We start from the raw sequence: 25,991 nt of genomic DNA on the forward strand, positions 1-25,991 counted from the left end.
TCGCTATCGTCGTGGCGCCTCAAAATTGCGAGGTTTTGTTGCTCTGCATAACATTTCCATTTACGCTTTGAGCAACGAGTTGTTTTGGATGCACTTTATTTATGACCAACATTTTTATCATTGTTGTTCTTCTGGTTTTATTCTTCTTTGTTATTCAAAAGTACGTGATTAAGCACGATGACACGCGTGATTATCCTTATCGCTCGAAAGGCCCTCTGCTCAGAGGTCAAGAGGGTGCGTTCTATAATGCGTTAAGAGCGGCGGTAGGGGAGCATGCCGTAGTATTCGCGAAAGTAAACATGTCCAGTTTGGTTACGCCAAAAGAAATCAAAAATAAGAAGCAGTTTTTTGTCGCGAACAACCGTATATCTCGAAGCTATTTTGATTACGTTATTTGTGACCCAAGGACACTAGAGCCGCGCGTTATCGTTGAATTGGATAATGGGCAGGAGCTAAACAAGGGTAAGATAGAAAGACAAAAGTTATTGATTCATGTTTGTAAGACGGCCAACCTGCCTTTAATTGGCGCTTCGATAAAGCACAGTTATCAAGTTGGGCGATTACGTCGTTTGCTTGCGGCACACATTGATTTGATTGAGCCCGATAAAGAAGTGCGTTTTTGTAAAAAATGCGGCAGTCCGATGATCATTAAAACCGCAAGCCAAGGTGAGTTCAAAGGGAGACGTTTCTTTACTTGTAGCCGTCAGCCGAATTGTACATACACCGAAAATTATAACGTTGTGTTTGAGGCGGACGACTAAACACGACAATTAACCAGCAGAAACAAGGGGCTTTGATTAGAGATGATCAAAGCCTTTTTTGTATCAGTCATCAAGGCAGGGCCTATACTTTGAAAAAGAGGGCAGAATAGGGCAGCCATATGCGATACGGATGGATTTTATCGGCGTTGTTCATCGCATCGAATGTTAGTGCGATACCTAATTTGAAACCACTGGAGTGTGAATTGACAGAGACACCCCAAGATCATTTCTTGTTTTACCGAGAGCAAATGGTTTACCACAGTGAGCAGTTTGTCATATTTCAAAACTTCAAAGGCAGGGTGAGCACTCAAGTAGACGTCAAAACAGGAGAGTTGATCCGTACAACCTATATCGGCGAACCATTTAAACCTAAATATCAGATTTTGTTCGGCACTTGCCCTAAGGTATCGCAAACCTTACAGATTTGGATGCTCAGTGAAGTGCCTTACGACAATTAAGTGAGATAATAAAAGTTATATAGATCACACTTTTAAACCCTGCAGGCTCAGTCCTTGTCGATAAAATCATCTGAAAACGCGTGTTGAGTTTACATTTTCGCCAAACGGTTCAAAGTTGGTAAATTTGTGCTTGCACCGTCGTTCGCTTATAGCTAATATCCTCGTCGTTCCAGAGAAATGCGTCCGTAGCTCAGCTGGTTAGAGTATCGCCTTGACATGGCGGGGGTCGGTGGTTCGAGTCCACTCGGACGCACCATTCTGAATTGAATGGTTAGGAACATAAAAATTTGGGTCCGTAGCTCAGTTGGTTAGAGTACTACCTTGACATGGTAGGGGTCGGCGATTCGAGTTCGCCCGGACCCACCAAATTTTAAAAAAGCCCACCTTTTGGTGGGCTTTTTTGTGTCTGTAATTCATTGATACTCAAGTAAAACTACTTCTTTTCTTGTCCCTTGTTTTTGCTCTGCTTTAGCCCCTTGTCAGAGATAAAAGCGCACTACTTGATCCGCAACACAACCTCAAAACCCTAAATGCAATGCATAAGGTGCATACGCTTCAAACCCACTAGAGCCGTCTATAAATCATGTTGCGTGCCACTAGCCGTGGCATTAGAGACACTGACTATTAATCTAAATTATCTGGCGTGTGAAGATTGGTGCCGCATATTGTACATTTGTAGTCACCAGTCGCTTCGCCTTCCATTAATGAGCTAATTATTGCTGCAAATAGACCTGAGAAGAAACCTTTAGCTTTTTTCTCGGTCTTTTCCTGCGCTTTAGAGAAGCTTTCGTACCGATGTAGCGTTACTTCTTTACAATTACAGCAAAACGCTCTTGTCTCTTCAGAACCGTACATTTTTACCAATTGATTTACTCCCTGTAAGTTAATTTCCCCAAGTGGCGTTATGTTCAAGGGTAAGTCACACAAGACTGATGTGTGACTTACCCTAAACACTAAAACTAACGTAATGTAAAACACCACATGTTATGAATGATTATTTAACGCCTTGTTATCCGAGCTTGCTAACTCTGCTGATTGAATAGTTGTGGCAATAAGCTCTTCAAATAGATCTAATTGCCCAGCAGGTATCAATTGATTTTGTATAGCTTTTCGTTTGTTTGAGTCAAATAGCCGCTCTGTTAACCAACCAATTAGATACATCAGTGAAAGACAGCCACCAGCCGTCGCTACATTACCGTCTATCACGAGAGGCAGATCCTGAACATCTCCTCCCATACTTTGTAGAACGTCCTTTGCATCTGGGTTTGTTGTTAATCGCTTGCCTTTTAGTAAACCGAGTTCATGGAGGATGAATGATCCCGCACAAATCGAACCTATTAGCTGCCTATTTGGATCAAGATTCAACGCTGACATAAATTCAGCATCTTTTAAAGCGGCTGGAATACCCCGTTTGCCGCTTGTAATAAGAACGACATCTTGATTCGTCACCTCAGAAAGGTGTCCGTCTGTTTTAACTTTCATACCGAGGTGGGAATGATGTTCAGATTTAGTTCCAAGTATACTTACTGTCCAACTGTCGGTTGTGCGCCCCAGCAAGTCATACATAAGAAAGAAATCGATATCCGTGAAATCATCAAATAAAACAACGCCGATTTTATACATAACATTTATCCTTTTGGACTTACTCGTAAGTCCAAAATGTGTAGTAGGAGGGGGTATTCGATACACAAGCTTCTGCTAAGCACCTTAAACACCAAACGCGGTGCAAACTAACAATGCCATGTGTGCCAAATCCCTATTATAAAACTTTGTTATGTTTGTTTTACGAGCCCGCCCAGAAAAACTCAACCCTAATACCACTTGGGTCGTAACACATTAAATGTTTTGCGGGTCCTGTCTTAACAAGCTCGGGACCAAACTCAATTTCGATTCCCGACGCCATAAATTGATCACGCAACTCATAGAGTTGCTTCTCAGTCTCTACGAGTAAAGCTAAGTGATGCAAACCAATATTCGTTTTTCTGTCAAATGGAGTGGCGGCATCAGCCTTAGCCGCCCATAGTGTAAGCATGATATGCCCATCACTCACAAATATTGCCGGGTAGTCTGGATTTCTTTTTACTTCACTCCAACCTAATTGTTCAGTGAAAAACTTCGCGCTTGCTTCTAGGTTAGATACGGTTAAACCTACGTGGTGTATGCCTTTTGTTAACACAGTCACTTTGTTTCCTTACTCGTTTTAATGGCTATCAAACAAAGATAACTCGATAAAAAGTAAGCATCAATACACATATATTGATTAACTTCGTCAATCTATTCGAATACGGTAATCCAACTGGAAACATAACATTGTAAACACGAAACCCAACCTTGAACTAAAAATTAAACTTTGAGTTCATTCTTAAGGGCTTTATTAATCAAATGCATTAATAGCCATAATATTTAAGCCAGCCTATAGGGCATATCATTCCATTAAACGTTTGAATGTTCTTATTCAAGCTAACGTCTTCCAATTTGTAACAGTGAACAACATTACTAGTCGAAGTAGATGCTGGTGTTGAATAGGTCACAGGTTTAGAAGCGTTTGCTTTATGTATTTCATGTGCTCGCTGCTGGTTTATCGCCACTTGATTCTTGTGATTGTTAACTTCTCGCAATCCAGATTCTAAGGGTAGGTGCCAATCCTTACATGTTGTTCCTAAACCATCATTCTGAGACTGATATTCTGATAACGCTACACGAGCTTCATTTACCGACTGATCGATATCGGACTGATCGACTAGCCAAGTAGAAAAAGAATAGTTAATGGCCTCTCGATAGTTTACCGATTGCTCTAAGCTATAAGCATCGGAATGAAAACAGGCCTCTACCACTGCCCATTGAGTCGATAGGTTTGATAATACGTTTTCAGGTATAGGCTGTAGCTGGCTTTGCGTAGACTGGCAACCGGTTAGAAGAAAAGGGACAGGGAGTAGTTTTAGAAAAAATTTTTGGTTCATTTTAATTTTAAAATTAGTGCAATCTTTTTCATTATCATAATACAGGACGATTGAAGAAAGTAGCATTTCTATCAGTAAGGGAATGTGGCTAACGCACTGATAAGGTGTGAGTAAAGCGATATCAAAGCCCTCAACACACCTTAACTATGAATACTACCGCATAACAAAGATGCTATGCGGTAACGGTAGTATTCAGGCTTGAACAGTTTGTCGCACGTTGCTCTCGCCTGACAGCACGGAAATTCTCTCAAAATCTCGACTCGGGAAGTCAGGATCTACGTACACAAACATACGACTTATCATTTTTCCTTCAAACTCAAATACACTACAAAAACGCCCTGTGGAAACTTTGTTGTCCGGCCAAGAGGTACCATCACTCATTACGCCGCCTTCCTGTCCTTCAACAATGACCTTGTTTCCAGCAGTCGTTATTTGAAAGCCGTCTATGTCGTGCCAGATACTAATCAACGAGCTACCAATCCTATTGCCAAACTCCACTAAGGCACTCTTTCCTTTCGCTTGCCCAAATTTAGGAAAGAAAAAATCAACATCCTCTGAGAATAGATCCAGATAGCTAGGATCACCGGCATCTATTTTCTCGAAATACTTAACTACTAGCCCAACTAAATCGTCTTTTTCCATAATTATTTCACACCCATATTAGCTTTACGCACAACGCAGGGTTAAGTAGTAAGCGGAGCGACCACTCAACCTGAACGTTTGCATCTTAAACACCGAGTACATTTAAACTGAAATTGCCAAGAGTTGCGAATCTTATTGAAGTGCTTTGTTAGATGTAATCCGTTTAGCCTACGTATACTCCATTGAAGTACTCGACGCGTTCTAACGTCATTCTTAACTTACACTCTTCAATCTGGACACCTTGCCAGGGTGAGGGTGTGGAAGACAGGCCCGTAAATTCACATTCGGCGTCTCTGTATTTTAGCCAAGCTCTTTGGGCCTTTCGAAATGGCTCTACCAGTTCGGTCTGAGACCATGTTTCCCTTAGTGCTTTTTCTTCCTCACCTATTCTAGCGATTGCTTCCTTGTAACTTTCGTTAAGCTCTTTATCTGCAGATTCCATCTTCTTTTCTACACACTGATAACCAGCCATAACGCCACCGCCTTTTACTTTGCAGGGATCTTCAACATCATCAGAGGCCAAGCAAGGTAAAGAAACCAACGCAAATATCATAAGTAATTTGTTCAAAATTGCCTCCAAGCTCCGAGTGCTTGTTAAACCGTTATCCGCTATTTTTCCTTTTTAATCATGCAGCTTTTTGTCTGTGCCTTCAAAGATAAAATAGAAGGTTAGTGATTCTAGTGCCTAAACAGAAGGTCAAAGAAGATTGATACACGGGTTAAATGACGCCTTAATCTGACTTACTTTTAGTGGGCGTTTTGTGTCAATCTTTTCTGTGGAATCATTAGTTTGATGGCGTCTGAGGATGTTAATATGACTCCCATGGAATTTATTATCGCCCTGAAACACCTAGGTTGAATTAAGTGGTGACTATTCCCCTCCAATCATGAAGTTGGTTCAAAGGTAGGGCGATAAATGTTGCGATTCGTAATAAAAATTTATGCCAAGTGCAGTTCGCTATCGCGGCTTATATTGAGTCGGGCAATAACCTCTAATGATGTCTGAGTTTCGTAGCTTGTTGTGTTTTGTATTGCGCCCCGAAACCCTTTTACGCCACAATTTAAAGCTACTTGATTTGAGCCGGCTACGCATAAACTGAATCACGTCGGATTCATTCAAACCAAATTGAAATTCGATAGCCTCAAATGGGGTGCGGTCTTCCCATGCCATTTCTATTATTCTTGACTCAGTTTCCGAGGTCAGTTTCATTTCAAATAACCTATTTAAGAAAAGACATTGTTACGACGGAAATTGAGTCTTGGTTCAAATGTTCTTATATGCGTGCTTAGTGTTTAGCGACTTAACACCTACAAAAACTTCTCAATGAGGACTTCGTCTACGTATTTCCCACGAACTTTTGCATGCTTCTTCGCGGTCCCTACGATTTCGAAGCCTTGTTTGAGATAGGCTGATAACGCTCGGTCATTATCGCTGCGGACGTACGCAAATAGTTTTTCGTAACCCTTTTGTTTGGCTACTTCGAATGTCGATTTGAAAAGCTGTTTAGACACACCTTGGCCACGAGCACCGTCACTAACAAACGTACCAATTATGCCAACATGGTCAAAAGCTTTTGTATATTGTGCAAAGGGCTCGATATTTTGGAAACCAATGACTTGTGAGCTATTTTCGGATAAAGCGACTGTAAACACGCCCCGTTCTGGGAAATGAGTAATGAACTCTTTTTCTTCTTCAGGTGTGAAAGGCGTATCTAATACAGTGTATAAACCTTCAATAATGATGGGATTGAGGACGTTTGTAATGCCTTCAGCATCACCTAAAGTTACCTGACGTACAATTAAATTCATGCCACTTAGCTCCTATTAAAATTAGGGCTGTTTTGTACATGAGTTGGAGACTTGCGGCAACAAGTAACGTCATTAAGTCGTAAAGAATATACCTATTACACTTAAGCGGCGGTTAATAGTGCTGATTGTTACTTTAGTATTTCTGATATATCACTTTTTAAGTGACGGCTTAACTTCTACAGAATATTTCCACATCACGACCCCGTTTTCTACAAGATCATAACTCGCGCTTTGACCCTCGGAGTTGAGTACAAATACCGGCATTTCCATCCTTGACGTAGCGCCATCTCGGTTGCATGACATGGTAGCTTCAAGCTGTATGCTATTTTTGCTCGGTTCTGAAAGGGTTCCTAAGTACGCGCAGCCGTCGACAAAACTGGTTTTGCTTTTTCCTTTAGAGGATATTTCAAAAGTCGGAAAAATGAATGTTGATTGAGGCTCTGTTACTACCACATTGACTTGATAGTTCGTCGCTGAAAAAGCATTGAAATGAGCTCCAAGCATAAGTAAAAACAAGATTTTTGATTTCATAAACTCTTCTTTATTTCGATATTACTAGTTTGGTTACGGCGCTATTAAGGTGACCACTTAATCTAAAACTTTACTGCGGAAGCATTAAAAAGGATACAAAGGTAGAGTAGTTGAATATGGTTAATCGGCCGTAAATAGTTTTATTAAGCGATCTTACATACCTAAAAGAGGTAAGTTCTTTCGCTTTTGATAGGTTAATGCTAATTCTAAACAGGTCTTGATTGAAGCTTCTGGCAAAGGTGCTGATAAAGATAGAATTATTGCTCGATTACCCTGAAACTCAAGTGAGTCACTATACAGTTCGCGGAATGTGTCGACGAGCTTAGTTTGGCAATTAAAGAACAGATAATAACGACTAGGCGTTTTCTGTTTCCAATCCATCCTTACCGGGCTACCTGTTTTCACACTGTAGCTTGGCTCTCCCCATTTTAGAGATTCTTCAACTTCCCCCAGTTTTAATTCAGAAGCGATAGTTAAGACGATATTTCGTAGCTCTTCTATCCGAATACGCACATGTTTTGGATACTCATCAAATCTTGCCTTCACTGCATGGTTCATTGGTATCTCCTATAAATAGCGCTGTTTTGGGGTGAAGCCCAAGCGTACTTTGGCTATGTAGCAATTACGTCATAATGTTATTAATCAATAAATCTAGCACATAGCCAAAATACTAAGCGTAAGGGTTTCCCTCGGTTACGTTTAGGATGCTCTGGGTGAAAACATGATGATTGACATGCCAAGCATAGCGACAGAAACCCCCACTATGTCCCAGAGCGTCGGTCGAACGCCGTCGATACACCACAACCATAGAATTGCGACAAAAATATAGACACCTCCGTAAGCAGCATAAACTCTGCCAGTTGCGGTAGGATGTAAAGATAGAAGCCAAGCAAACATAGCAAGGCATAGCGCTGCTGGTACCAAAAGCCAAACTGACTTATCTTCCTTTAACCAGAGATAAGGTAAGTAGCAGCCTAATATTTCTGCAATGGCGGTTATAAAGAAAAGCCCAATGGTTTTGACTTCAGTCACTTAAACATTCCTATCTTTTTCTACAAATATATGATGCTTGTTAAATGGGCAATTGCTCGGCTCATTACATTTCGCCCAGCTTAATCTTGGATTGAGCCTCACTCACGGTTTGTTTACCGAATAACAAATCCATCATCGAAATGATTCGTTTGTTGTCTTTACCCCATTTATCTGGATTCGCGCTGTTTGGTGCTTTAAATTCAACTTGTCCTATTTTTTCGTTATTTTTGTAGGCTTTGATCTGAGCATCAGCGATAAATGTTCTAAAATCCCAGCTCCAGCGTGATACGTAAGTAAGTGTCAGCTCAGAGCTAACAGGAGGAGTGCCATCGCTTACGACTGTGCATTTATGGGCGGTATCCAAACACCAGTCTTGCATCGAATCTAAGAAAACATCTCGCGTGGCGTTGTCTTTTACGATGGTGATTTCCTTGCTCTGATTTTCTTTCGAGATTGTTTCTACCGTATACTTTGGTGCCGCACATGCGGCTAATAGAATAGGCAAGCTTAGAATGATGAGTTTTTTGTGCATCTTATGTCTCTTTTTTTAAATTTATATATTCAAACAACTTCAAGATACTGAGTTCAACGAGAATAACTAACAAGCATGGCAACTGTTATTAACAAAACCTTTAGAGTAGAAGGGTTTGTTTCGGGAGTATGCCAATGTCTCGAAGCAAATTATTAGTAAGAGATTGCTATAGCGTTATGTTAACTCTTGAACTTATGTCCGTATCAATGTCCAGAATTCTTCGCATTGAAGTTTTTGAAGTGCAATTCTAACGGAATTTTAAATTGCTGCATAATGCTCAATTAAGAGGAATAGGGGAGCTTATCGTTAAACATAACGTGTAGTGCTGTAAATTCGTCCCTAAGACTAAGCTAAAAGGGCCTAATGTTTTAAAATAGCTTCTTGTCTATTCTGTTGTGTGAGTTTTCAATGTTGTCTCATACTAGCCACTTAAAAGAGCGCTGTAAGAACTCGTCTGCATTATCAAGGACGATTTCACCGTGAGCCATAACCAATATATTAGGTTTCCAAGACAGCAATTTATTTAAGTGTTTTCGAGCCTCTTGTTTGCTAAACATAAAACTTAGGCGCCAATCCAAAGGCATTTTTCCATTCGGAGCAAGAATACCGGCCCCTTTAGCCACAAACCGCTGCCAGTAGTTAAAGTCCTGGCCAGAAAAATTCTCGACGAGGTCAGTAACAATTAAGGTCTTTGAAAGTCGATGATAAAACACACACTCTTCCATTAATGGAGAGCCAGAAAATAGTTCTTGTTCAATCTCAGAGTTCCAAGCATTACCGCCTTGGTTAAGTGAAGCGTGAAAGTGTATATCACGGCACTTCTTAATGACTTCATTTGTGCCATAAACTTCTGCGCTAGGATAGGCAGATACCCATTCAGATAAGAACAAGTGGTGTAAATGATTAGGAGCGATTAAGTATTTCACTTGGCCTAGATTGTTGATTTGCTCTCTAATCGAATTTGATAACTTAATTGGACTATGAATCCAAAGGCCACCATCAGAAAGCCTAACAATAGTCATACGAGTGGTGTATGGGAGTCCTAAGAATTGGACGGGATCTCCGTCAAATATCCATATCTCTTGGGCTAACTTTTTCATGTCTCTCCAACCGTTAACACTGTATTAAGGCGGCATTTAAGTTACTCAAAAGCTGCCTTGCTGCACAATAAACGCTTCGCTAAGCGTAAACCAAAAATATTAGGTTTACCAAACCCTTATTGAGTGCAGCTGTATGTCTTTGAGTATTTTTATACTGAACGCGCGTAAAGTAGTTTTAAGAGGATCATTTGACTTGATAGAACAAAACCCCGCTATTTTTGAGCAGGGTTTTGCAATTAGATAAAGGGGCTAACCGATGATGAAGAAGAAAATCGCGGTTGCAACAATACCAATCAACGCATAAGGAAACTGTGTGGTTGCGTGTTGCATTGCTGTACAGCCTGAACCTTGTGCAGATAACACGGTTGAGTCACTAAAGAAACAAGAGTGGCTCCCTGCCGCTGATGCTGAAAGCAGCGCTGCAACGGTTAAGTGTAGAGGCACACCAAGCTGTTCGCCCAAAGGTAGAACAATTGGCATCGCTACTGCAAACGTTCCCCAAGACGATGCCGTTGCAAATACCAACGCGCCCGTAATCATAAAGATAATCGCAGGGAAGTAAGACGCTGACAGGTAAGGGCTGACGGTCTCAATGACATACTGCGTGACGCCCAATGAGTCGTTGACCGATTTCAACATGAAACCACCAATAACGGTCGCAAGCGGCAGTAGCATAACTTTAATGCCATCATAAACAGCTTCGAACATGTCGTTCATCGAGATCAGTTTTTGTGCGCCGTAAAAGCTAATAGTAAAGATTAACGCGACGAAAACACCAGCAAGTAGATCGATACCAAAATACCAACTTGCGGCAACAAGTACGATCATTGGTAACAAGAAGTTGACAAGGCCCATGGTTGGGTTGGTATGTGCAGATACATCGGGGCCAAAGTCGACATCTGTTGCACCGTCTGGACGAACTTGACCATTCTTCGCACGCTTTTCTGCCTTTTTCATCGCACCTAGATCTGGGATCTTTTCCATTGCAACCAGCAAAACAATCACCAGCGTTACCCAGCCGTAAGCCATGTATGGAATAGCTTCAATGTATGCTTTGATACCATCTCCCGCTTCTGCTACTCCGTTTGCTTCTAGCAACGAACTGAAGAAAATTGCCCAAGTGGAAATCGGTACGAGGATACAGATAGGCGCGGCGGTTGAATCCACAAGATATGAGAGCTTTTCACGCGAGATTTGGTAGCCGTCCGTAACTTTTTTCATTGAGGAAGAAATTGCAATCGCATTCAAATAATCGTCGATAAAGATCAGAATACCTAAAGCAAAGGTCATCAGCATCGATTGCTTACGGCTTTTTACTTTCGTGACCAGCATGTCGGAGAAGCTTAAGATACTGCCGCCTTTCTCCAAAATAGCAATTAGGCCGCCCATCAAACCACAAACGAGGATGATCCAAGCAATAGTTTCATCCATCATTACACTCATGGAAATATCAACAATCTGTTCCACCGCTTCAGTTGGGTTAAGCAGAAGAACACCGGCAATAGCGCCGCTAAAGAGGGCTTCCACAGTTCGGTGTGTTGTCAGCGCAAAGACCAATACCAACGCCGTTGGTAAAAGACTCATCCATCCGTAGGCTTCGCCTTCCTCATGGTTCAAACCGATTGTGGTAAAAAAGACAAACGTCGCAACCGAGATTAAAGAAACAATAATGTGTTGAGAGTTGATTTTAAGAGGCGCATCCAGCGCCTTGGTCTGCGTAGTCATAAAGTTCATTTCCTTTGTTTATGCCGAGTGCAACATCCAGTCGATTTCCAATGGAGTAATCGCTCGCTCAAATTCTGCGAGTTCACTCTGTTTGCAAGCTAGATACAAATCGATAAAATCTCTTGAGATGTATTGAGCTAGCTCACTGTGCTCCAGTCGCTCTAGAGCTTCTGACATACGCAGAGGTAACTCAATTGCATCATCACTGAGAGTCGGTGGACATTGATCTTTGGTGTAGCTTTCACTCGCTAATACTGCGGAAAGTACTACTGCAGCGAGAATGTATGGGTTAACGTCAGCGCCTGCTATACGATGCTCTATACGGCGATTTTTGCTATCGCTGATAGGCACACGCAACGCAACACCGCGGTGGTTTTCTCCCCAATCGGCTTTGGTCGGGACGTAAGCGCCAGGAACAAAGCGACGGTAAGAGTTAACGTTAGGACAGATTAGGGCCATGGCATCGGATGTTTGTGACAGCATCGCTGCCATGGTTTGATAGAAGAAGGCGCTCGCTTGACCGTCTGGTTGGCTAAAGTGGTTGTTACCATCTGTATCAACCAAGCTGAGGTGAATGTGCATGCCATTACCCGCTTGCTCACTAAAAGGTTTCGCCATAAATGTGGCGTCAAATCCGTGCTGATGAGCGACCTGGCGAATCAAGCGTTTTGCGATGATGATTTCATCACATGCTCGAAGCACATCTTTAGAATGGTTGAAGTTGATTTCGAACTGCCCTGGTGCCGATTCAGATAGGGCTCCGGAAGTGTTTAAACCTTGTTCTAATGCAATTCGATTAAGGTCGGCCAAGAAATCAGCGTAGTCATCTAGTCCATCAAGGTCGTAAACCTCGGTATCTTTTTCTCGAGTTTTTTTCGTGGGGTTAATTGCCGTTAATGGTTCGCCATTTTCGCCGCGGGTTTTGTCTATTAAATAGAACTCCAGCTCGAGCGCGACGCAAGGATATTGGTCTTTAGCATGCAGTGTTTGCAATATAGAAGCGAGAATGTTTCGGATGAACAGTGGGTTAGGGTGCTGCCCGGTTTCATCCATCATACTAAGCAGTAGCTGACCAACTTGTTCTTTTGCCGTCGGCATTAAGGTGCCGCTGATTGGATAGCAGAGATTATCTGGTTCTCCGAGATCTTCTCCCAACCCGGCTGTTTCAACGACGTTACCTTTGGTATCTAGGGTGATGGTCGAAAGGGGGAGGGCAACACCTTTATTCAGTTTTTCTAGAGCATCTATCGGGATGCGTTTTCCTCTTGGGGTGGCATTTATATCGGTAAAGATGAGATCGATAAATTCAATATCGGGCCATTTTTGTTTAAAATTTTTTACTTCCTGTAGATACGATTCCATTTTCTTCTCCAAATAGCCTGACGAGTAGAAATTAGAAATAACCAAATTAACAAATAAATTACAGTACTCTGAGCGAGTTGTTTGTTTTTTAGGTTATTTTTAATTTAAACATGCACTTACACTGTGTTTTTGATGTTTAACGGCTGGTTTTTATGTCTTTCTGTTAACTATTTTGTAACAGTTGGTTTTGTTTTGTTCAATATAATGAGCATAAATATTCAGTTTTGAAGCCTAAAAAGTGCGTCAGATCACGTTGTGACGATAATAATGGTCATCTGTGTTGATAATTTTGTACATGGTTTGTAGGGTTTGTGTTAAATAAATCGAACACGGGCATATCATGGCAGATACACACAAACCCATCATTGGTGTGGTTAGCTGCGCTAAAGAGTTGGGTGGCTATCAGATACAAGCGGTCAACGACTTTTACCTTCGCGCCATAAAGGATTTTGGAGGACTACCGATTATGTTGGCTCCCGACATGTCGGGCGATGACGTAACCACCATCCTAGACATATGTGATGGTTTTCTTTTTCCTGGCAGCCACTCTAACGTTGCGCCACATCGATACAATGCAACGCACGAAGAGAGCTACAAAGATGAAGCTCGTGATGAGCTCTCATTCACGTTAATTCGTCATGCGGTTGACCAAAACATTCCGTGCCTTGGTATTTGCCGCGGCTTTCAAGAGATGAATGTCGCACTTGGTGGCTCGTTAAACCCAGCCGTTCATGACTCCGGCTTCAATGACCATCGTGAAGCGCCTGTTGAAGATTTCGAACAAAAATACGCGCCAGCACACGCTGTACTAGTTCAAAAGCAGAGCTTATTTGAACAATGGCTGGTGCAAAATCATTGGGAAAATACCACCTTCTTTGAAGTGAACACACTACACAACCAAGGCGTCGATCAGCTTGCTCCTCTATTACAAGTAGAAGCTAAAGCCCCGGATGGCTTGGTAGAAGCATTTAGTCTTCCTAATCAAAAATTTTTCGTTGGCGTGCAGTGGCACCCAGAATGGGAAGCAAAAACCAATCATTTCTCTCAAATTTTGTTCAATGAATTTATGATGGCTACCTCTCGTTAAACGTTTGGAGCTGTATGAATGGACAATCAAGAGATTGGTAAAAATATTGTTCAGTTACGAAAAAAACATGGATTGTCACAAAGGGAACTAGCCGAGCGCGCTGGTATTACCCACAGTGCAATCTCATCCATTGAAAATGGCAAAGTGAGCCCGTCGGTCAGCTCACTACAAAAAATCGTTAATGTATTTTCTTTATCGTTATCAGAGTTTTTCACTTTTGAACAACCTTCGAACGATGAAGTGAAAGTAGTCATCAAGCCGTCAGATCTTGTGGAAATCGGGAGCGAGACGGTGTCCATGAAACTGGTAACGAATGGCGACAAAGATCAAGTTATCGGATTCTTGATCGAGGAATACGCACCTTATGGAACCACTGGTGCGGCAGAAATCAAACACGAAGGCGAAGAGATTGGCACCGTATTAGAGGGTGAAATCACTCTGGAATATAAAGGGCAATCTCATGTCATAACAGCGGGCGAGTCGTACATTATTGATACGACGAAGCCCCATCGATTTACAAATCACACAGACAAGGCTTGTCGAATGATAAGTGCGCATACGCCAACCACATTTTAGTGGGGGCTTGCCTTGTGTGATCACAAGGAGAGCGTATGAAAACCCAAGAGCAATGGATTGAACTAAAAAACAATCTAAACATCGAAAACAGGGCGTACATTAACGGTGAATACAGTGCCGCTTTAACAGGGCAAACCATCCCGGTAGTTAACCCAGCAACAGACGAGATATTCACCGAAATCGCCCGTTGCCAAAATGAAGATGTTGATCTCGCGGTATCATACGCTCGCCAAGCATTTCAATCTGGTATCTGGAGTGAAAGCAGCCCAGCTCATCGCAAAGCAGTGCTTAAACAGTTTGCTGACCTGATTGATCAACACCAAGAAGAGTTAGCACTATTAGAAACTCTCGATACTGGTAAACCTATCTCTCACAGCTTCTCTACCGATATTCCTGGCGCAGCAAACTCTTTACGCTGGTACGCTGAAGCGATCGACAAAGTGTACGGTGAAGTTGCTCCAACGGAAAAAGACGTACATGCCTTTATTTCTCATCAGCCAATTGGCGTGGTGGCTGCAGTTGTACCGTGGAACTTTCCCCTTTGGCTTGCGTGCTGGAAGCTTGGTCCTGCTTTAGCCGCTGGTAACAGCGTGATTCTAAAACCGTCAGAAAAATCTTCTCTCACCGCGATATTTCTAGGTCAACTTGCTTCTCAAGCGGGATTACCAACAGGCGTTTTCCAAGTCGTTACGGGTTTTGGTCATGAAGCTGGCGACGCGTTGGCGAAACACCAAGACGTAGACTGCATCGCCTTCACAGGCTCGACGCGCATTGCAGGTCAACTGATGGTCAGATCGGGTGAGAGCAACCTAAAGCGTGTGTTTGCAGAAGCGGGCGGCAAGAACGCGAACATCGTGTTTGAAGATTGTGATGATTTAGACCGCGCAGCAGCAGACACCGCCGCAGGGTGTTTCTACAACCAAGGTGAGGTGTGCGTCGCGGCAACCCGCCTGCTTGTTCACGAAAGCATCAAAGAGCAGTTTATAGAAAAAGTTATTCAAGCGTCGAAAGCGTTCACGCCAAAAGACCCAATGGACCCAAGTTCATCCATGGGTGCACTCATCGACCAAGATCATAAATCAAAAGTATTGGAATACATCTCGTTAGGTGAATCAGAAGGTGCAAACGTACGTTGTGGTGGCGATGTCGATGGGCAGGGCGCATTTGTTTCCCCAACCATTTTAGACAACGTCGACAACAAGATGCGTGTCGCCCAAGAGGAAATTTTTGGTCCGGTGCTGTGTGTCATTCCATTCAAAGATGAAGCGCAAGCAATTGAGATCGCTAACGATTCGAAGTACGGCTTAGGTGCTGCACTTTGGAGCAGCAATATCAACCGCGTTCATCGCGTAGCAAAACGACTGCAAGCCGGCTCGGTTTGGGTCAACAACTACAACGAAGGTGACATGACGGTCCCATTTGGCGGATTCAAAATGAGCGGAAATGGTCGAGACAAGTCTCTCCACGCGATTGCAAAATTCACCGAAACCAAAACCACTTGGATTCGCCTCCATCCTTAAGCCTGCTGACGATTACGATAAATAAAGGAATAGTTCTATGAACAAGCATACGGATTCGTTCTACGCGCACTCTGTGCCAAACATGCCGGAATACCCACAGTTGCAAAACGACATCGAGTGCGATGTGTGTGTAGTCGGTGCGGGATTTTCTGGTCTTTCTTCTGCACTACACCTTGCAGAAAAAGGTTTTAAAGTTGTTGTGCTAGAAAGCGCAAAAGTGGGCTTTGGAGCAACTGGTCGTAACGGTGGCCAAATCGTTAACAGCTACAGCCGAGATGTTGACGTGATTGAAAGCCGTTACGACCAAAACCAAGCCAAAGCTCTGTGCGATATGATTTTTGAAGGCGGCGATATCATCCGTGGTCTGATCGACAAATACGACATCAACTGTGATTACAAGCAAGGCGGCTTGTTCACGGCACTGAACAGTAAACAACTCAAAGGGCTAGAAGAACATAAGAAGAACTGGGAGCGTTACGGCAACGACCAACTGACTCTGCTTGACGCAGGAGAAGTAGAACAAGCGGTAGGGACCAAAGTGTACACTGGTGGCTTGTTGGATATGCGCGGTGGTCACATTCACCCGCTTAAACTCGCGTTAGGTGAAGCCGCTGCGTTTATTTCTCTGGGTGGCCAAATCTTCGAACAGTCGGCGGTCGTATCGATTGACAAAGGGATTAACCCAGTAGTGAAAACAGCGCAAGGCAGCGTGAAGAGCAAGTACGTGGTTTTGGCAGGTAACGCCTACCTTGGTGGTTTGGCACCAAACATCAGCAACAAAGCGATCCCGTGCGGCACACAAGTGGTGGCGACTCAGCCTTTGAGTGATGAGCAGCTAAAACAAGTGCTGACCAGTGACTACTGCGTTGAAGATTGTAACTACTTGCTTGACTACTTCCGCTTAACCGCCGACAAGCGTTTGTTGTTCGGAGGTGGTGTGGTTTACGGAGCACGTGACCCAGAAAACATCGAAGCACTGATCCGTCCGAAGATGGAAAAAGTCTTCCCACAATTGAAAGGCATCAAGATTGATTACACCTGGACAGGTAACTTCTTGCTGACTTACTCACGCATGCCGCAATTTGGCTCGTTTGCAGACAACATTTACTACCTACAAGGCTACAGCGGTCACGGTGTAACGTGTACTCACCTAGCAGGTAAGTTGCTGGCAGAAGCATTGACCGGACACGCTGAACGTTTCGATGCGTTTGCTGCACTGAAACATTACTCCTTCCCAGGTGGCCGCCACTTCCAAATTCCGTTTACGGCAATGGGCGCGGCTTACTACAACCTACGTGACAAACTGGCGATTTAAGAGATAAGGAATATCCAATGAGCAAAGTGGTGAAATTTGCAGCCCTTCAACTGACGAAAAGCTGGGATCTGGAAGATAACTTAGCCAAAGCAAAAAAGGCGATTCGTGAAGCAGCACAAAACGGTGCGAACGTGATTCTTCCGCAAGAGCTGTTCGCTGCGCCTTACTTCTGCAAAAAACAAGAAGCAAAGTATTTCGAGCTTGCAGAAGAAACGGAGAATTGTCGTCTTATTAAAGAGATGAGTGCACTGGCTAAAGAGCTCGGCGTGGTTATTCCAGTCAGCTACTTTGAAAAAGCGGGCAACACGTTTTTTAACTCGCTAGTGATGATAGATGCCGATGGCACGGTATTAGATAACTACCGCAAGTCACACATTCCTGACGGCCCGGGCTACAGCGAGAAATACTACTTTAGCCCTGGCGATACCGGTTTCAAAGTGTGGCAAACCAAGTTCGGTAAGTTCGGTGCTGGCATTTGCTGGGACCAATGGTTTCCAGAGCTTGCACGCAGCTTGGCTCTGCACGGCGCGGAAGCGATTTTTTACCCAACTGCAATCGGTTCTGAGCCTCAAGATCCGACACTGGATTCACGTGACCACTGGCAACGTACAATGCAAGGTCACTCGGCAGCAAACCTCGTTCCAGTGATTGCGTCAAACCGAGTGGGCACTGAAGTCGATGATGGTATCGAGACGACGTTCTACGGCTCTTCTTTTATCACTGACCACACTGGTGCAAAAATTGCCGAAGCACCACGTGAAGGTGAAGCCATCATTTACGCAGAAATCGACCTTGCTGCGACAGCGAAAGCGCGTCACGCATGGGGCTTGTTCCGCGACCGTCGTCCAGACCTTTACACCAGCGTTGGCAAACTAGCCGTTTAAAGAGGCATTAAAATGAAGTTATCGACAACACCAGCGCAAGATGGCTTCTATTTTCCGGCTGAGTTTCAGCCGGTTAGTGAAGTTTGGCTAGCGTGGCCAGAAAGGAAAGACAACTGGCGTGATGACGCATTACCCGCGCAAGAAACCTTTGCCAGAATCGCGAACTTAATCGCGGATGTGACCAATGTGTGCGTGGCGGTATGCTCGCACAACTTTGACCGAGCGCGTCAAATGCTCCACTCAGACGTACGTTTGGTGGAAATCCCATTTAACGATGCGTGGATGCGAGACATCGGGCCGACCGTGCTTGTTAACCAAGCGGGCGAGCGCCGTGGGATTAGTTGGCAATTCAACGCGTGGGGCGGCGAATACAACGGCCTTTACGACAACTGGCAGCAGGACGACCTTGTCGCTGGCTCGGTGTGCGACATCATCGGTATTGATCATTACCGTGCTCCGTTTGTACTTGAAGGAGGGGCGATTCACACCGATGGTGAAGGCACCCTTTACACCACAGAGGAGTGCTTACTCAGCCCAGGACGTAATCCGCAGTTGAGCAAAGCGCAAATCGAAGAGCAGTTAAAGGCGTACCTCGGTATCGAAAAAGTCATTTGGTTGCCAAATGGTTTATTCAATGACGAAACAGACGGCCATATCGACAACCTGATGCACGTTATCGCACCGGGTAAAGTGGTACTAAGTTGGACCGATGACCCAAGCGATCCGCAATACGCGTTATCTCGTCAAGCGGAACAAGTACTGAAATCTCAGCACGATGCGAGAGGGCGCGAGATTGAAATTGTCCGTTTGCCATTACCGGGTCCGTTGCATTACAGCGAGCGCGAAGCCAATGGCATTGACGCCAGTTCAGGAATGAGTCGACAAGCTGGCGAACGCCTAAGTGCCTCTTATGCCAACTTTCTTATCGTCAACGAGCATGTGTTCTTGCCGATGCTGGACGAAGAGACCGACGCTATGGCGATCGATATTTTGCAAAACGCGATGCCGGAATACCAAATCATCGCGATACCGTCGAGAGAGGTTCTACTCGGCGGAGGGAACATCCACTGCATTACGCAGCAGATCCCTGCTTAAACATAAACTCGCCGCTGGCTTAGCGGCGATGATGAGTTGTCAAAAGGAATGACCATGCAACAGATACAAAACCAAAGCCTTGTTTCGTTTATGGTAGCGAATCCACAACAGGGCATTGCAGTGACTAATCCGGCGACCGGAGAACTCCTCGGGTACGCACCAGTCTCAACCGAAAACGACATTTTAAATGGCATTGAACGTGCCAGTGTGGCGCAGAAAGAGTGGGCGGCACTGCCAGCAAAAACGCGCGCTGGCATGCTTAATCGTTGGTTCCAACTCCTGCTAGAAAACAAAGCCGACCTTGGCCGTTTGATGACGTTAGAGCAAGGTAAGCCGCTAGCGGAAGCTCAAGGTGAAGTGCTTTACGGCGCGAGCTTTATCGAATGGTTTGCTGAAGAAGCGAAACGCACTTACGGCGAGACGATTCCTGCCCCAAGTGCAGACAAGCGTTTGGTGACCATCAAACAGCCAATTGGTGTTGCCTGTGCGATTACGCCTTGGAACTTCCCAATCGCGATGATCACGCGCAAAGCAGCGCCAGCTTTAGCGGCAGGCTGTAGCTTTGTCGTAAAACCATCTGAATCCACGCCGCTGTCAGCGTTTGCGGTTGCAGAGCTTGCCTATCAAGCGGGTATCCCACGCGATGTGCTGCAAGTGGTATTGGGGGAAAACTCCCGTCAGGTCGGTGCTATCTTCACTTCGCATCCGTTGATTCGCAAGTTGTCTTTCACTGGCTCTACCCAAGTTGGTAGTGTGCTGATGCAGCAAAGCGCGGCGGACATTAAACGTACCTCAATGGAGCTCGGTGGCAACGCGCCGTTTATCGTATTCGATGATGCCGACATTGATGCAGCCGTGGCGGGTGCGATGGCGTCGAAGTTCCGTAACGCAGGCCAAACGTGTGTTTGTGCGAACCGTTTCTATGTACACAGCAAAGTGTATGACGAATTCGTTGCTAAGTTTGACGCTGCGGTTCAGCAGCTCAAAGTTGGTAACGGATTGGAAGAGGGGGTCAACATTGGTCCAGTGATCAGCGAGTCAGCGAAGCAAGGCATTCAAGCGTTGATCGATGGTGCTATCGAGCAAGGCGCGAAGCCGGTTTCAGAACTTAAAAAGCTCGATGGTCTATTTATGCAGCCAGTGGTTCTCAAAGACGTTACTCACGACATGAAGATTGTTTCCGAGGAAATCTTTGGCCCTGTCGCGCCAGTGATTCGTTTTGACAGCGACGAACAGCTGATCGAAATGGCGAACGACACCATCTACGGTCTCGCGTCGTACTTCTACAGCCAAAACATTCACCGTGTTTGGAAAATCGCAGAAGCGCTCGAATACGGCATGGTCGGCATTAACGAAGGTATGATCTCTACTGAAGTGGCTCCTTTCGGTGGTGTTAAGCAGTCCGGTATCGGACGTGAAGGAGCAAAACAAGGTATCGATGAATACATGGACGTGAAATATCTCTGCTTTGGCGGCAACTAATTAAGGACAAAACAATGACAAACCAACAACTACACGAAAGAAGAAGCCAAGTTATCGCTCAAGGCATGGGCGCACTGTACCCACTGTACGTCGAGAAAGCAGAAAACGCTTACGTATGGGATATCGAAGGCAACAAATACATCGACTTTGCAGCGGGTATCGCGGTGACTAACACCGGGCATTCTCACAAGCGCATTAGCGAAGCGGTAAAAGCTCAGTTGGATAACTTTTCGCACACCTGCGCGATGGTTACGCCGTACGCGTCATTCGTTGAGCTGGCTGAAAAGCTGACAGAACTTGCACCAGGTGAGACTAAGAAGAAAGCGATCTTTCTTACTACTGGCGCCGAGGCGGTCGAAAATGCCGTAAAAGTGGCACGCGCTCATACAGGCCGTAGCGGCGTGATAGCGTTTAAAGGCGGCTTTCATGGTCGCACAAACATGACTATGGGGTTAACTGGTAAAGTTGCGCCGTACAAAGCGGGCTTTGGTCCTTTCCCGAACGAAATCTACCACGCGCTGTACCCAAATGCGTTTCACGGCATCAGCGTTGAGCAAAGTTTACAAGCGATCGACGATCTATTTGCTTGTGATATTGAACCATCACGTGTTGCGGCGATCATCTTCGAGCCAGTACAAGGTGAGGGCGGCTTCTACAAAGCACCTGAAGCGTTTGCACAAGGCTTGCGTCAACTGTGTGACAAGCACGGTATCATGCTGATTGCGGATGAGATCCAAACGGGTTTTGCCCGTACCGGTAAAATGTTTGCGACGGAGTACCTAGGCATTGAACCCGATCTAATGACAATGGCGAAAGGCATTGCTGGTGGTTTCCCAATCTCAGCTGTTGTTGGTAAAGCGGATGTAATGGACTCCGCACTGCCTGGTGGTTTAGGTGGTACTTATGCAGGCTCGCCACTCGGTTGTGTTGCTGGTCTTGAAGTGCTGAAAATCATCGAAGAAGAAGATTTGTGTGCTAAAGCGATGGGCATCGGTGAAGTGGTCAATGCACGTATGACCAAACTGCAACAATCTGTGCCTGCTATTGGTGAAATCCGTACTACGGGTGCGATGATGGCGATTGAATTTACTGACCCAGAATCAGGTAAGCCGCTACAAGAGATGACCAAATCGGTGATTTCTAAAGCGCAAGAAAATGGTCTTATCCTGCTTTCTTGTGGGGTAAAAGCGAACGTGATTCGTCTGTTACCTCCACTGACCATCGAATCTGACGTGCTAAATGAAGGCCTAGATAAATTGGAAAAAGTGATTATTGAAGTGGCGTAATTCACGCACTTTTAAATAGCAATAACAAATAAAGGAAGCGGTTGGCATCAATCGTTTCCTTTTTGTTTTTTAGCGTATCTGCTGCCTATCTAAAAAGTATTGCTCAAGATCCAAGTTGTCACTTTTATTACGGATGACTTAACAGTTGGGCTCGTTCTTACTTTTCACTTAGTCGCTACTTTGTTCTCCTCGAATGTGGTTTGGTGCTCACATTCTAAATCCCGACATCTGAAAGCCACTTGAGTCTATAATTTTATTGAGCGTCATTCCTCACTTTTTGGACTATAAAAATGAGATAGTATTCATATCCCACTTAGGTTGCTTGACAGATTAGCAGGACGAACTTTGATAACAAAGAATACAAGGTATGCCATTTTACTCGGCTTAGTTCCCATCGCCATATTTGTAGTGGCCTTTCATTCGATAACCAACTTTTACGTCAACTCGGTAAAAGCGTCGAAAATAGATACTTACGTAGATTATTTAAATCAAAGGTCTGCCTATTTGGACGGAGCAATAGTGAAGCAGATTGCTCAGTTAGATTTTACTTGTAGTGATAGTGATGTAAGAACTTTACGCGACCCACGTTTTTATAACCGTTACATTCGTTTTATTGCGATGACCACAGAAGGCGGAAAAACGTGTTCCACGGTTGGTAGTGAAGTGTCTCGCCCATCTAGTAGTGAACGATTTCAGATGGATGAAAACTTTTTCGCATCACTTATTTTGCCGCAACAGAATGACCAAATAGAGTGGATGGTCATTTATGATAATGAACACGTTGAAGTCTTCTGGGTACTTGATAACAGTTGGGTTAACGAGGTAATAAAAACGCCTTGCAAAGACTGCCTATTTGTAGAGTTTAAGTATGATGAACCAATATTTGGTGATTTAACGATAAGCCGTGGCAAAGCGAATATTGCAGGAGAAGAAAACGCACTCTCAAAAGAGTTTTTCTTTTCAGGAGAGTCTCAAGCCAACATGCTCATCAAGATATACAGCGGTGAAAAACTTAAAAATTATGCTCAGGAAAGAGTACTTTTGTGGGGCGGTCTTGTAAGTGTGCTTGCTGGTCTTGCGACTGCCTTTGCATACATATCTGGTAAAAGCTTGAGAAAATCCATTACTGGTCTAATTGAAAATGGGATTAGTAATGCAGAATTTATTCCTTACTACCAGGCGATTGTCGATAGTCGCGATGGTAAGACAGTAGGATACGAAGCTCTGATTCGATGGTCGCGACGTGATGGAATGGTGCCACCAAATATGTTTATTGGTGCTGCAGAAGAAAGTGGCCTGATTATCCCGATGACGAATCAGCTTATTCGTAAAATCATACAAGACTTAAGTGACTTACCCGAGCATACGTGGGTCAGTATCAATATTGTTTCCTCCCATTTAGAGTCAGGTGTATTAACGAAGTTGCTGTCGGAGTTAAATTGGCCAATCTCGAATAGAATTCATTTTGAATTGACCGAGAGAATACCAGTAAAAGACACTGAGGCCGCGAAAAAAGAGATTTTGTATTTAACGAATAAAGGCTACAAGTTCAAAATTGACGATTTTGGTACCGGATATGGTGGCTTTTCTTACCTACAAGATTTGGGCATCCGGTGTGTAAAAGTGGATAAGATGTTCATTGATCCAATAGGATCTGACGACCAAAAGTTGAAAGTGCTGGACTCAATTGTGTCTGCAGCGAACAAAGCGGAATGTGAGATGATTGCAGAAGGTGTAGAGAGCCAGGCTCAAGTCGAATACCTGGCTCAGCATGCGATTTACCTTATTCAAGGTTATGTTTACGCTAAACCAGAGCCCCTGACTAACCTTGCAAGCGCTTAACAGCCATAACGTCAAAACGTACCGTTTTAAAGGTGTCAGTTGCCTAGGTTAGCGCTGATTTCTGCTGATGGGGTCACACTTGAGGATTCCTAACACTCTCATTACTTCTAGAGTGTTAGGAATTAACGTTACTTAGGAGGAGAGTGCGGCTCTTTTCGCTTTGATCGACGTAATGAGCTGAGGTAGTAATGACATTACGATCATTCCTAGCATTAAGCTGTATTGCAGAGGAGTGAACGTTTCCCCCAATAGCAGTAGGCCCGAAACAATGCCTGCGACTGGGTTTGCAATACCACCAAAGGTAAAATCTACGACCGACATCCGCTGCAATAACCATACATACATGCCATACCCTAATGCGGTGTTCAGAATAATTACCCACAGTAACCCTAGAATATTCGTCATGGATACGTCCTGAACGACCGTAACATATGGCTCTGGATTGTTTATCGCCAGCACACTTGTTGCGATAGACATAATCACGCCACCCAAAATGAGCTGCCATGTTAGTACTGTCCACCAGTGCATTTTTGTACCTAGTGACTTTGTTACGCTACTTCCTATCACGATGCACATAATGGCGGAGATCATCGCAAGTAAACCCACGGGTTCGAGAGAAATAGAGCTAGGATCAAATAAGAACCAAGCTAAAGCAATCAAAGTTGCGCCGCTTATTGCTTGAATGCCACTAGGCTGACGTTTGTAGACCGCCCAACCAAACAGCATCGCAAAAACGGGGACCGAAACCATACCAACACCAGAGATGGCAGAAGGAAGCGTCAACGCCATGACAAAAATGAGACCAAAGAAGCAAGCGATGTTGATGGTTCCTAAAACAAGCAGCACCTTCCACTCACTTCTTTTTGGAAACGAGGGCTTTATTGCCAGCAACAAAAGACCCGCAGGCAGTGCCCTTAGAGCGCCAAGTAAAACGGGAGGCCAGTCCGGTAGAGTAAACTGAGTAACAGCGTAAGTCGTCCCCCAAAAAAAGGCAGGAATCATCGCAAGTAAAATGTTCATGTTAAATATCTTTATGTAGAGATAATTAAATGTAACGATATCGGCAAGGTGGCTTTTTGTAAAGTATCTTTATGTTAAAATAAAAAATATATGATGTTTGGAGAGAAATAATGGATGCAATTGATAGAGTGGTAGAGCAGTGGGCTAGGGAGAAGCCAGACCTCGACACTGAACCGATGGCAATAATGGGTCGACTAATGCGAATTGCAAAACACATGGAATCTAGGGTCGCCGAGCTACATAAGAAGTACGACCTGAAAATGGGTGAATTTGATGTGTTAGCGACACTGCGTCGAGCTGGTTCACCATATTGTCTTACTCCCTCAGCGTTAATAGAGTCGATGATGCTCACTTCGGGTGCGATGACTAATCGCTTAGATAAACTTGAGAAGAAAGGGTTTATTACCAGAACCCATAGTAAAGAAGACCGACGTAGCGTCACCGTTGAACTAACAGAGCAAGGCTTAACCTTAATTGACAAGCTAATTTTGGAGCATGTAGACGTTCAGCAATCGTTATTGCATGGTTTAGAAGGCAATGAAAAAGAGCAGGTTAACCAGGCGTTAAAATTGCTATTGCCACAATTTGAGTGAGAACGCAGAAGGAGGTAGGGGATATGAAAAGCAAAGAACTAGAACAATACTTAAGTACCTTCATGTGTGCAGAAAGCGATTTCCCATTTGGGCCTGAAGCGCTTGTTTACAAAATCAAAGGCAAGATGTTTGCCATCATTGCAGAGAGAAACGGTCGGGAGTATGTCAGCGTAAAAGTAAAACCAGAAGATGGAGAAGTCTTAACGTCGCAGTTTACGGACATTATCCCGGGTTATCACTTAAATAAGCGTCATTGGATAACGGTTTATTTTAACGGTGATGTCGAGGATGGGTTGATTCAAGACTTGTGTGAACGCTCTTATGCTCTTGTCGTTGCCAAGCTGCCGAAAGCACAACGAGCGTTGCTTGGTGAGTAATC

At 44.2% G+C, this 25,991-nt stretch carries 29 protein-coding genes and 2 tRNA genes; 15 read left to right on the forward strand and 16 right to left on the reverse strand.

Going from position 1 to position 25,991, the window contains the following annotated elements; translation table 11 throughout:
- Positions 1 to 101: 101 nt before the first annotated feature.
- The 4 genes from R7F67_RS11930 to R7F67_RS11945 all read left to right on the forward strand — a co-directional run bounded on the left by R7F67_RS11930 (position 102) and on the right by R7F67_RS11945 (position 1,585).
- Complete coding sequence (locus R7F67_RS11930; protein ID WP_005377831.1) at positions 102 to 761, forward strand: DUF2726 domain-containing protein; 660 nt, start codon at positions 102 to 104, stop codon at positions 759 to 761.
- A 119-nt stretch (positions 762 to 880) separates the two neighbouring features.
- Positions 881 to 1,219, forward strand: coding sequence for a hypothetical protein (locus R7F67_RS11935; RefSeq protein ID WP_005377830.1), 339 nt, complete (start codon positions 881 to 883; stop codon positions 1,217 to 1,219).
- 179 nt (positions 1,220 to 1,398) lie between these two features.
- A tRNA-Val gene (locus R7F67_RS11940) sits at positions 1,399 to 1,475 on the forward strand.
- A 33-nt stretch (positions 1,476 to 1,508) separates the two neighbouring features.
- A tRNA-Val gene (locus R7F67_RS11945) sits at positions 1,509 to 1,585 on the forward strand.
- A gap of 258 nt (positions 1,586 to 1,843) precedes the next feature.
- Here R7F67_RS11945 and R7F67_RS11950 read toward each other — a convergent pair.
- From R7F67_RS11950 to R7F67_RS12020, 15 genes are all read right to left on the reverse strand, one after another.
- Complete coding sequence (locus R7F67_RS11950) at positions 1,844 to 2,074, reverse strand: hypothetical protein (RefSeq protein ID WP_017820907.1); 231 nt, start codon at positions 2,072 to 2,074, stop codon at positions 1,844 to 1,846.
- Positions 2,075 to 2,203: 129 nt separating this feature from the next.
- The gene (locus tag R7F67_RS11955) at positions 2,204 to 2,842 is read right to left on the reverse strand and encodes a DJ-1/PfpI family protein (RefSeq protein WP_053303139.1); all 639 of its coding nucleotides are present in this window, start codon (positions 2,840 to 2,842) and stop codon (positions 2,204 to 2,206) included.
- Positions 2,843 to 3,002: 160 nt separating this feature from the next.
- Positions 3,003 to 3,401 carry a VOC family protein gene (locus R7F67_RS11960; protein ID WP_031780991.1) on the reverse strand — a complete coding sequence of 133 codons (399 nt, stop codon included), beginning with the start codon at positions 3,399 to 3,401 and terminating at the stop codon, positions 3,003 to 3,005.
- Positions 3,402 to 3,606: 205 nt separating this feature from the next.
- Positions 3,607 to 4,179 carry a hypothetical protein gene (locus R7F67_RS11965; protein WP_248394029.1) on the reverse strand — a complete coding sequence of 191 codons (573 nt, stop codon included), beginning with the start codon at positions 4,177 to 4,179 and terminating at the stop codon, positions 3,607 to 3,609.
- Positions 4,180 to 4,371: 192 nt separating this feature from the next.
- Positions 4,372 to 4,821 carry a nuclear transport factor 2 family protein gene (locus R7F67_RS11970; protein ID WP_005377826.1) on the reverse strand — a complete coding sequence of 150 codons (450 nt, stop codon included), beginning with the start codon at positions 4,819 to 4,821 and terminating at the stop codon, positions 4,372 to 4,374.
- Positions 4,822 to 4,984: 163 nt separating this feature from the next.
- Positions 4,985 to 5,374, reverse strand: a complete 390-nt coding sequence (locus tag R7F67_RS11975; protein WP_017820912.1) for a lysozyme inhibitor LprI family protein — start codon at positions 5,372 to 5,374, stop codon at positions 4,985 to 4,987.
- A 405-nt stretch (positions 5,375 to 5,779) separates the two neighbouring features.
- Positions 5,780 to 6,031: a TIGR03643 family protein gene (locus R7F67_RS11980; RefSeq protein ID WP_005377824.1), complete on the reverse strand. Its 252-nt coding sequence runs from the start codon at positions 6,029 to 6,031 to the stop codon at positions 5,780 to 5,782.
- A gap of 98 nt (positions 6,032 to 6,129) precedes the next feature.
- Positions 6,130 to 6,630, reverse strand: a complete 501-nt coding sequence (locus R7F67_RS11985; protein ID WP_137281925.1) for a GNAT family N-acetyltransferase — start codon at positions 6,628 to 6,630, stop codon at positions 6,130 to 6,132.
- 150 nt (positions 6,631 to 6,780) lie between these two features.
- Positions 6,781 to 7,161 (reverse strand): hypothetical protein, encoded by a 381-nt coding sequence (locus R7F67_RS11990; protein ID WP_047100679.1) that lies wholly within the window; start codon positions 7,159 to 7,161, stop codon positions 6,781 to 6,783.
- A gap of 153 nt (positions 7,162 to 7,314) precedes the next feature.
- Complete coding sequence (locus tag R7F67_RS11995; RefSeq protein WP_017633973.1) at positions 7,315 to 7,719, reverse strand: DUF1801 domain-containing protein; 405 nt, start codon at positions 7,717 to 7,719, stop codon at positions 7,315 to 7,317.
- Positions 7,720 to 7,860: 141 nt separating this feature from the next.
- On the reverse strand, positions 7,861 to 8,193 hold the full coding sequence (locus R7F67_RS12000; RefSeq protein WP_005377819.1) for a YnfA family protein: 333 nt from the start codon (positions 8,191 to 8,193) through the stop codon (positions 7,861 to 7,863).
- A 64-nt stretch (positions 8,194 to 8,257) separates the two neighbouring features.
- Complete coding sequence (locus R7F67_RS12005) at positions 8,258 to 8,725, reverse strand: Sbal_3080 family lipoprotein (protein ID WP_253656911.1); 468 nt, start codon at positions 8,723 to 8,725, stop codon at positions 8,258 to 8,260.
- Between the two features lie 416 nt (positions 8,726 to 9,141).
- Entirely contained in the window at positions 9,142 to 9,825 is a 684-nt protein-coding gene (locus R7F67_RS12010) for a DUF4336 domain-containing protein (RefSeq protein ID WP_318057193.1), read from the reverse strand.
- A 249-nt stretch (positions 9,826 to 10,074) separates the two neighbouring features.
- Positions 10,075 to 11,550: a Na+/H+ antiporter NhaC family protein gene (locus tag R7F67_RS12015; RefSeq protein WP_005377816.1), complete on the reverse strand. Its 1,476-nt coding sequence runs from the start codon at positions 11,548 to 11,550 to the stop codon at positions 10,075 to 10,077.
- An 18-nt stretch (positions 11,551 to 11,568) separates the two neighbouring features.
- Entirely contained in the window at positions 11,569 to 12,912 is a 1,344-nt protein-coding gene (locus R7F67_RS12020) for a glutamine synthetase family protein (protein WP_053306915.1), read from the reverse strand.
- Positions 12,913 to 13,252: 340 nt separating this feature from the next.
- Between R7F67_RS12020 and R7F67_RS12025 the strand changes: the two genes are divergently transcribed.
- The 9 genes from R7F67_RS12025 (at position 13,253) to R7F67_RS12065 (ending at position 23,999) form a co-directional block, all read left to right on the forward strand.
- Complete coding sequence (locus R7F67_RS12025) at positions 13,253 to 13,999, forward strand: gamma-glutamyl-gamma-aminobutyrate hydrolase family protein (RefSeq protein ID WP_005377814.1); 747 nt, start codon at positions 13,253 to 13,255, stop codon at positions 13,997 to 13,999.
- An 18-nt stretch (positions 14,000 to 14,017) separates the two neighbouring features.
- Positions 14,018 to 14,575 carry an HTH-type transcriptional regulator PuuR gene (gene puuR, locus R7F67_RS12030; RefSeq protein ID WP_005377813.1) on the forward strand — a complete coding sequence of 186 codons (558 nt, stop codon included), beginning with the start codon at positions 14,018 to 14,020 and terminating at the stop codon, positions 14,573 to 14,575.
- A gap of 35 nt (positions 14,576 to 14,610) precedes the next feature.
- Positions 14,611 to 16,095, forward strand: coding sequence for an aldehyde dehydrogenase (locus R7F67_RS12035; RefSeq protein WP_225466649.1), 1,485 nt, complete (start codon positions 14,611 to 14,613; stop codon positions 16,093 to 16,095).
- A gap of 37 nt (positions 16,096 to 16,132) precedes the next feature.
- The gene (locus R7F67_RS12040) at positions 16,133 to 17,410 is read left to right on the forward strand and encodes an NAD(P)/FAD-dependent oxidoreductase (protein WP_054574096.1); all 1,278 of its coding nucleotides are present in this window, start codon (positions 16,133 to 16,135) and stop codon (positions 17,408 to 17,410) included.
- A 17-nt stretch (positions 17,411 to 17,427) separates the two neighbouring features.
- Complete coding sequence (gene aguB, locus R7F67_RS12045) at positions 17,428 to 18,294, forward strand: N-carbamoylputrescine amidase (RefSeq protein WP_225466648.1); 867 nt, start codon at positions 17,428 to 17,430, stop codon at positions 18,292 to 18,294.
- Between the two features lie 12 nt (positions 18,295 to 18,306).
- A complete protein-coding gene (gene aguA / locus R7F67_RS12050) occupies positions 18,307 to 19,389 on the forward strand; it encodes an agmatine deiminase (RefSeq protein ID WP_225466647.1) in 1,083 nt (360 codons plus the stop codon).
- A gap of 54 nt (positions 19,390 to 19,443) precedes the next feature.
- The gene (locus R7F67_RS12055) at positions 19,444 to 20,871 is read left to right on the forward strand and encodes an NAD-dependent succinate-semialdehyde dehydrogenase (RefSeq protein WP_225466646.1); all 1,428 of its coding nucleotides are present in this window, start codon (positions 19,444 to 19,446) and stop codon (positions 20,869 to 20,871) included.
- Between the two features lie 14 nt (positions 20,872 to 20,885).
- Positions 20,886 to 22,157, forward strand: a complete 1,272-nt coding sequence (gene gabT, locus R7F67_RS12060; RefSeq protein WP_225466645.1) for a 4-aminobutyrate--2-oxoglutarate transaminase — start codon at positions 20,886 to 20,888, stop codon at positions 22,155 to 22,157.
- Between the two features lie 519 nt (positions 22,158 to 22,676).
- Entirely contained in the window at positions 22,677 to 23,999 is a 1,323-nt protein-coding gene (locus R7F67_RS12065) for an EAL domain-containing protein (protein WP_213903618.1), read from the forward strand.
- Positions 24,000 to 24,131: 132 nt separating this feature from the next.
- On the opposite strand, the gene R7F67_RS12070 is transcribed toward R7F67_RS12065, so the two are convergent.
- The gene (locus tag R7F67_RS12070) at positions 24,132 to 25,019 is read right to left on the reverse strand and encodes a DMT family transporter (RefSeq protein WP_042522534.1); all 888 of its coding nucleotides are present in this window, start codon (positions 25,017 to 25,019) and stop codon (positions 24,132 to 24,134) included.
- A gap of 110 nt (positions 25,020 to 25,129) precedes the next feature.
- Here R7F67_RS12070 and R7F67_RS12075 point away from each other — a divergent pair, with 110 nt between their 5' ends.
- A complete protein-coding gene (locus R7F67_RS12075) occupies positions 25,130 to 25,612 on the forward strand; it encodes a MarR family winged helix-turn-helix transcriptional regulator (protein WP_017633984.1) in 483 nt (160 codons plus the stop codon).
- A gap of 23 nt (positions 25,613 to 25,635) precedes the next feature.
- Positions 25,636 to 25,989, forward strand: a complete 354-nt coding sequence (locus tag R7F67_RS12080) for an MmcQ/YjbR family DNA-binding protein (protein ID WP_017633985.1) — start codon at positions 25,636 to 25,638, stop codon at positions 25,987 to 25,989.
- Positions 25,990 to 25,991: the final 2 nt, after the last annotated feature.

The sequence above is a fragment of the Vibrio sp. YT-17 genome, assembly GCF_033337375.1.
Classification (GTDB): domain Bacteria; phylum Pseudomonadota; class Gammaproteobacteria; order Enterobacterales; family Vibrionaceae; genus Vibrio; species Vibrio alginolyticus.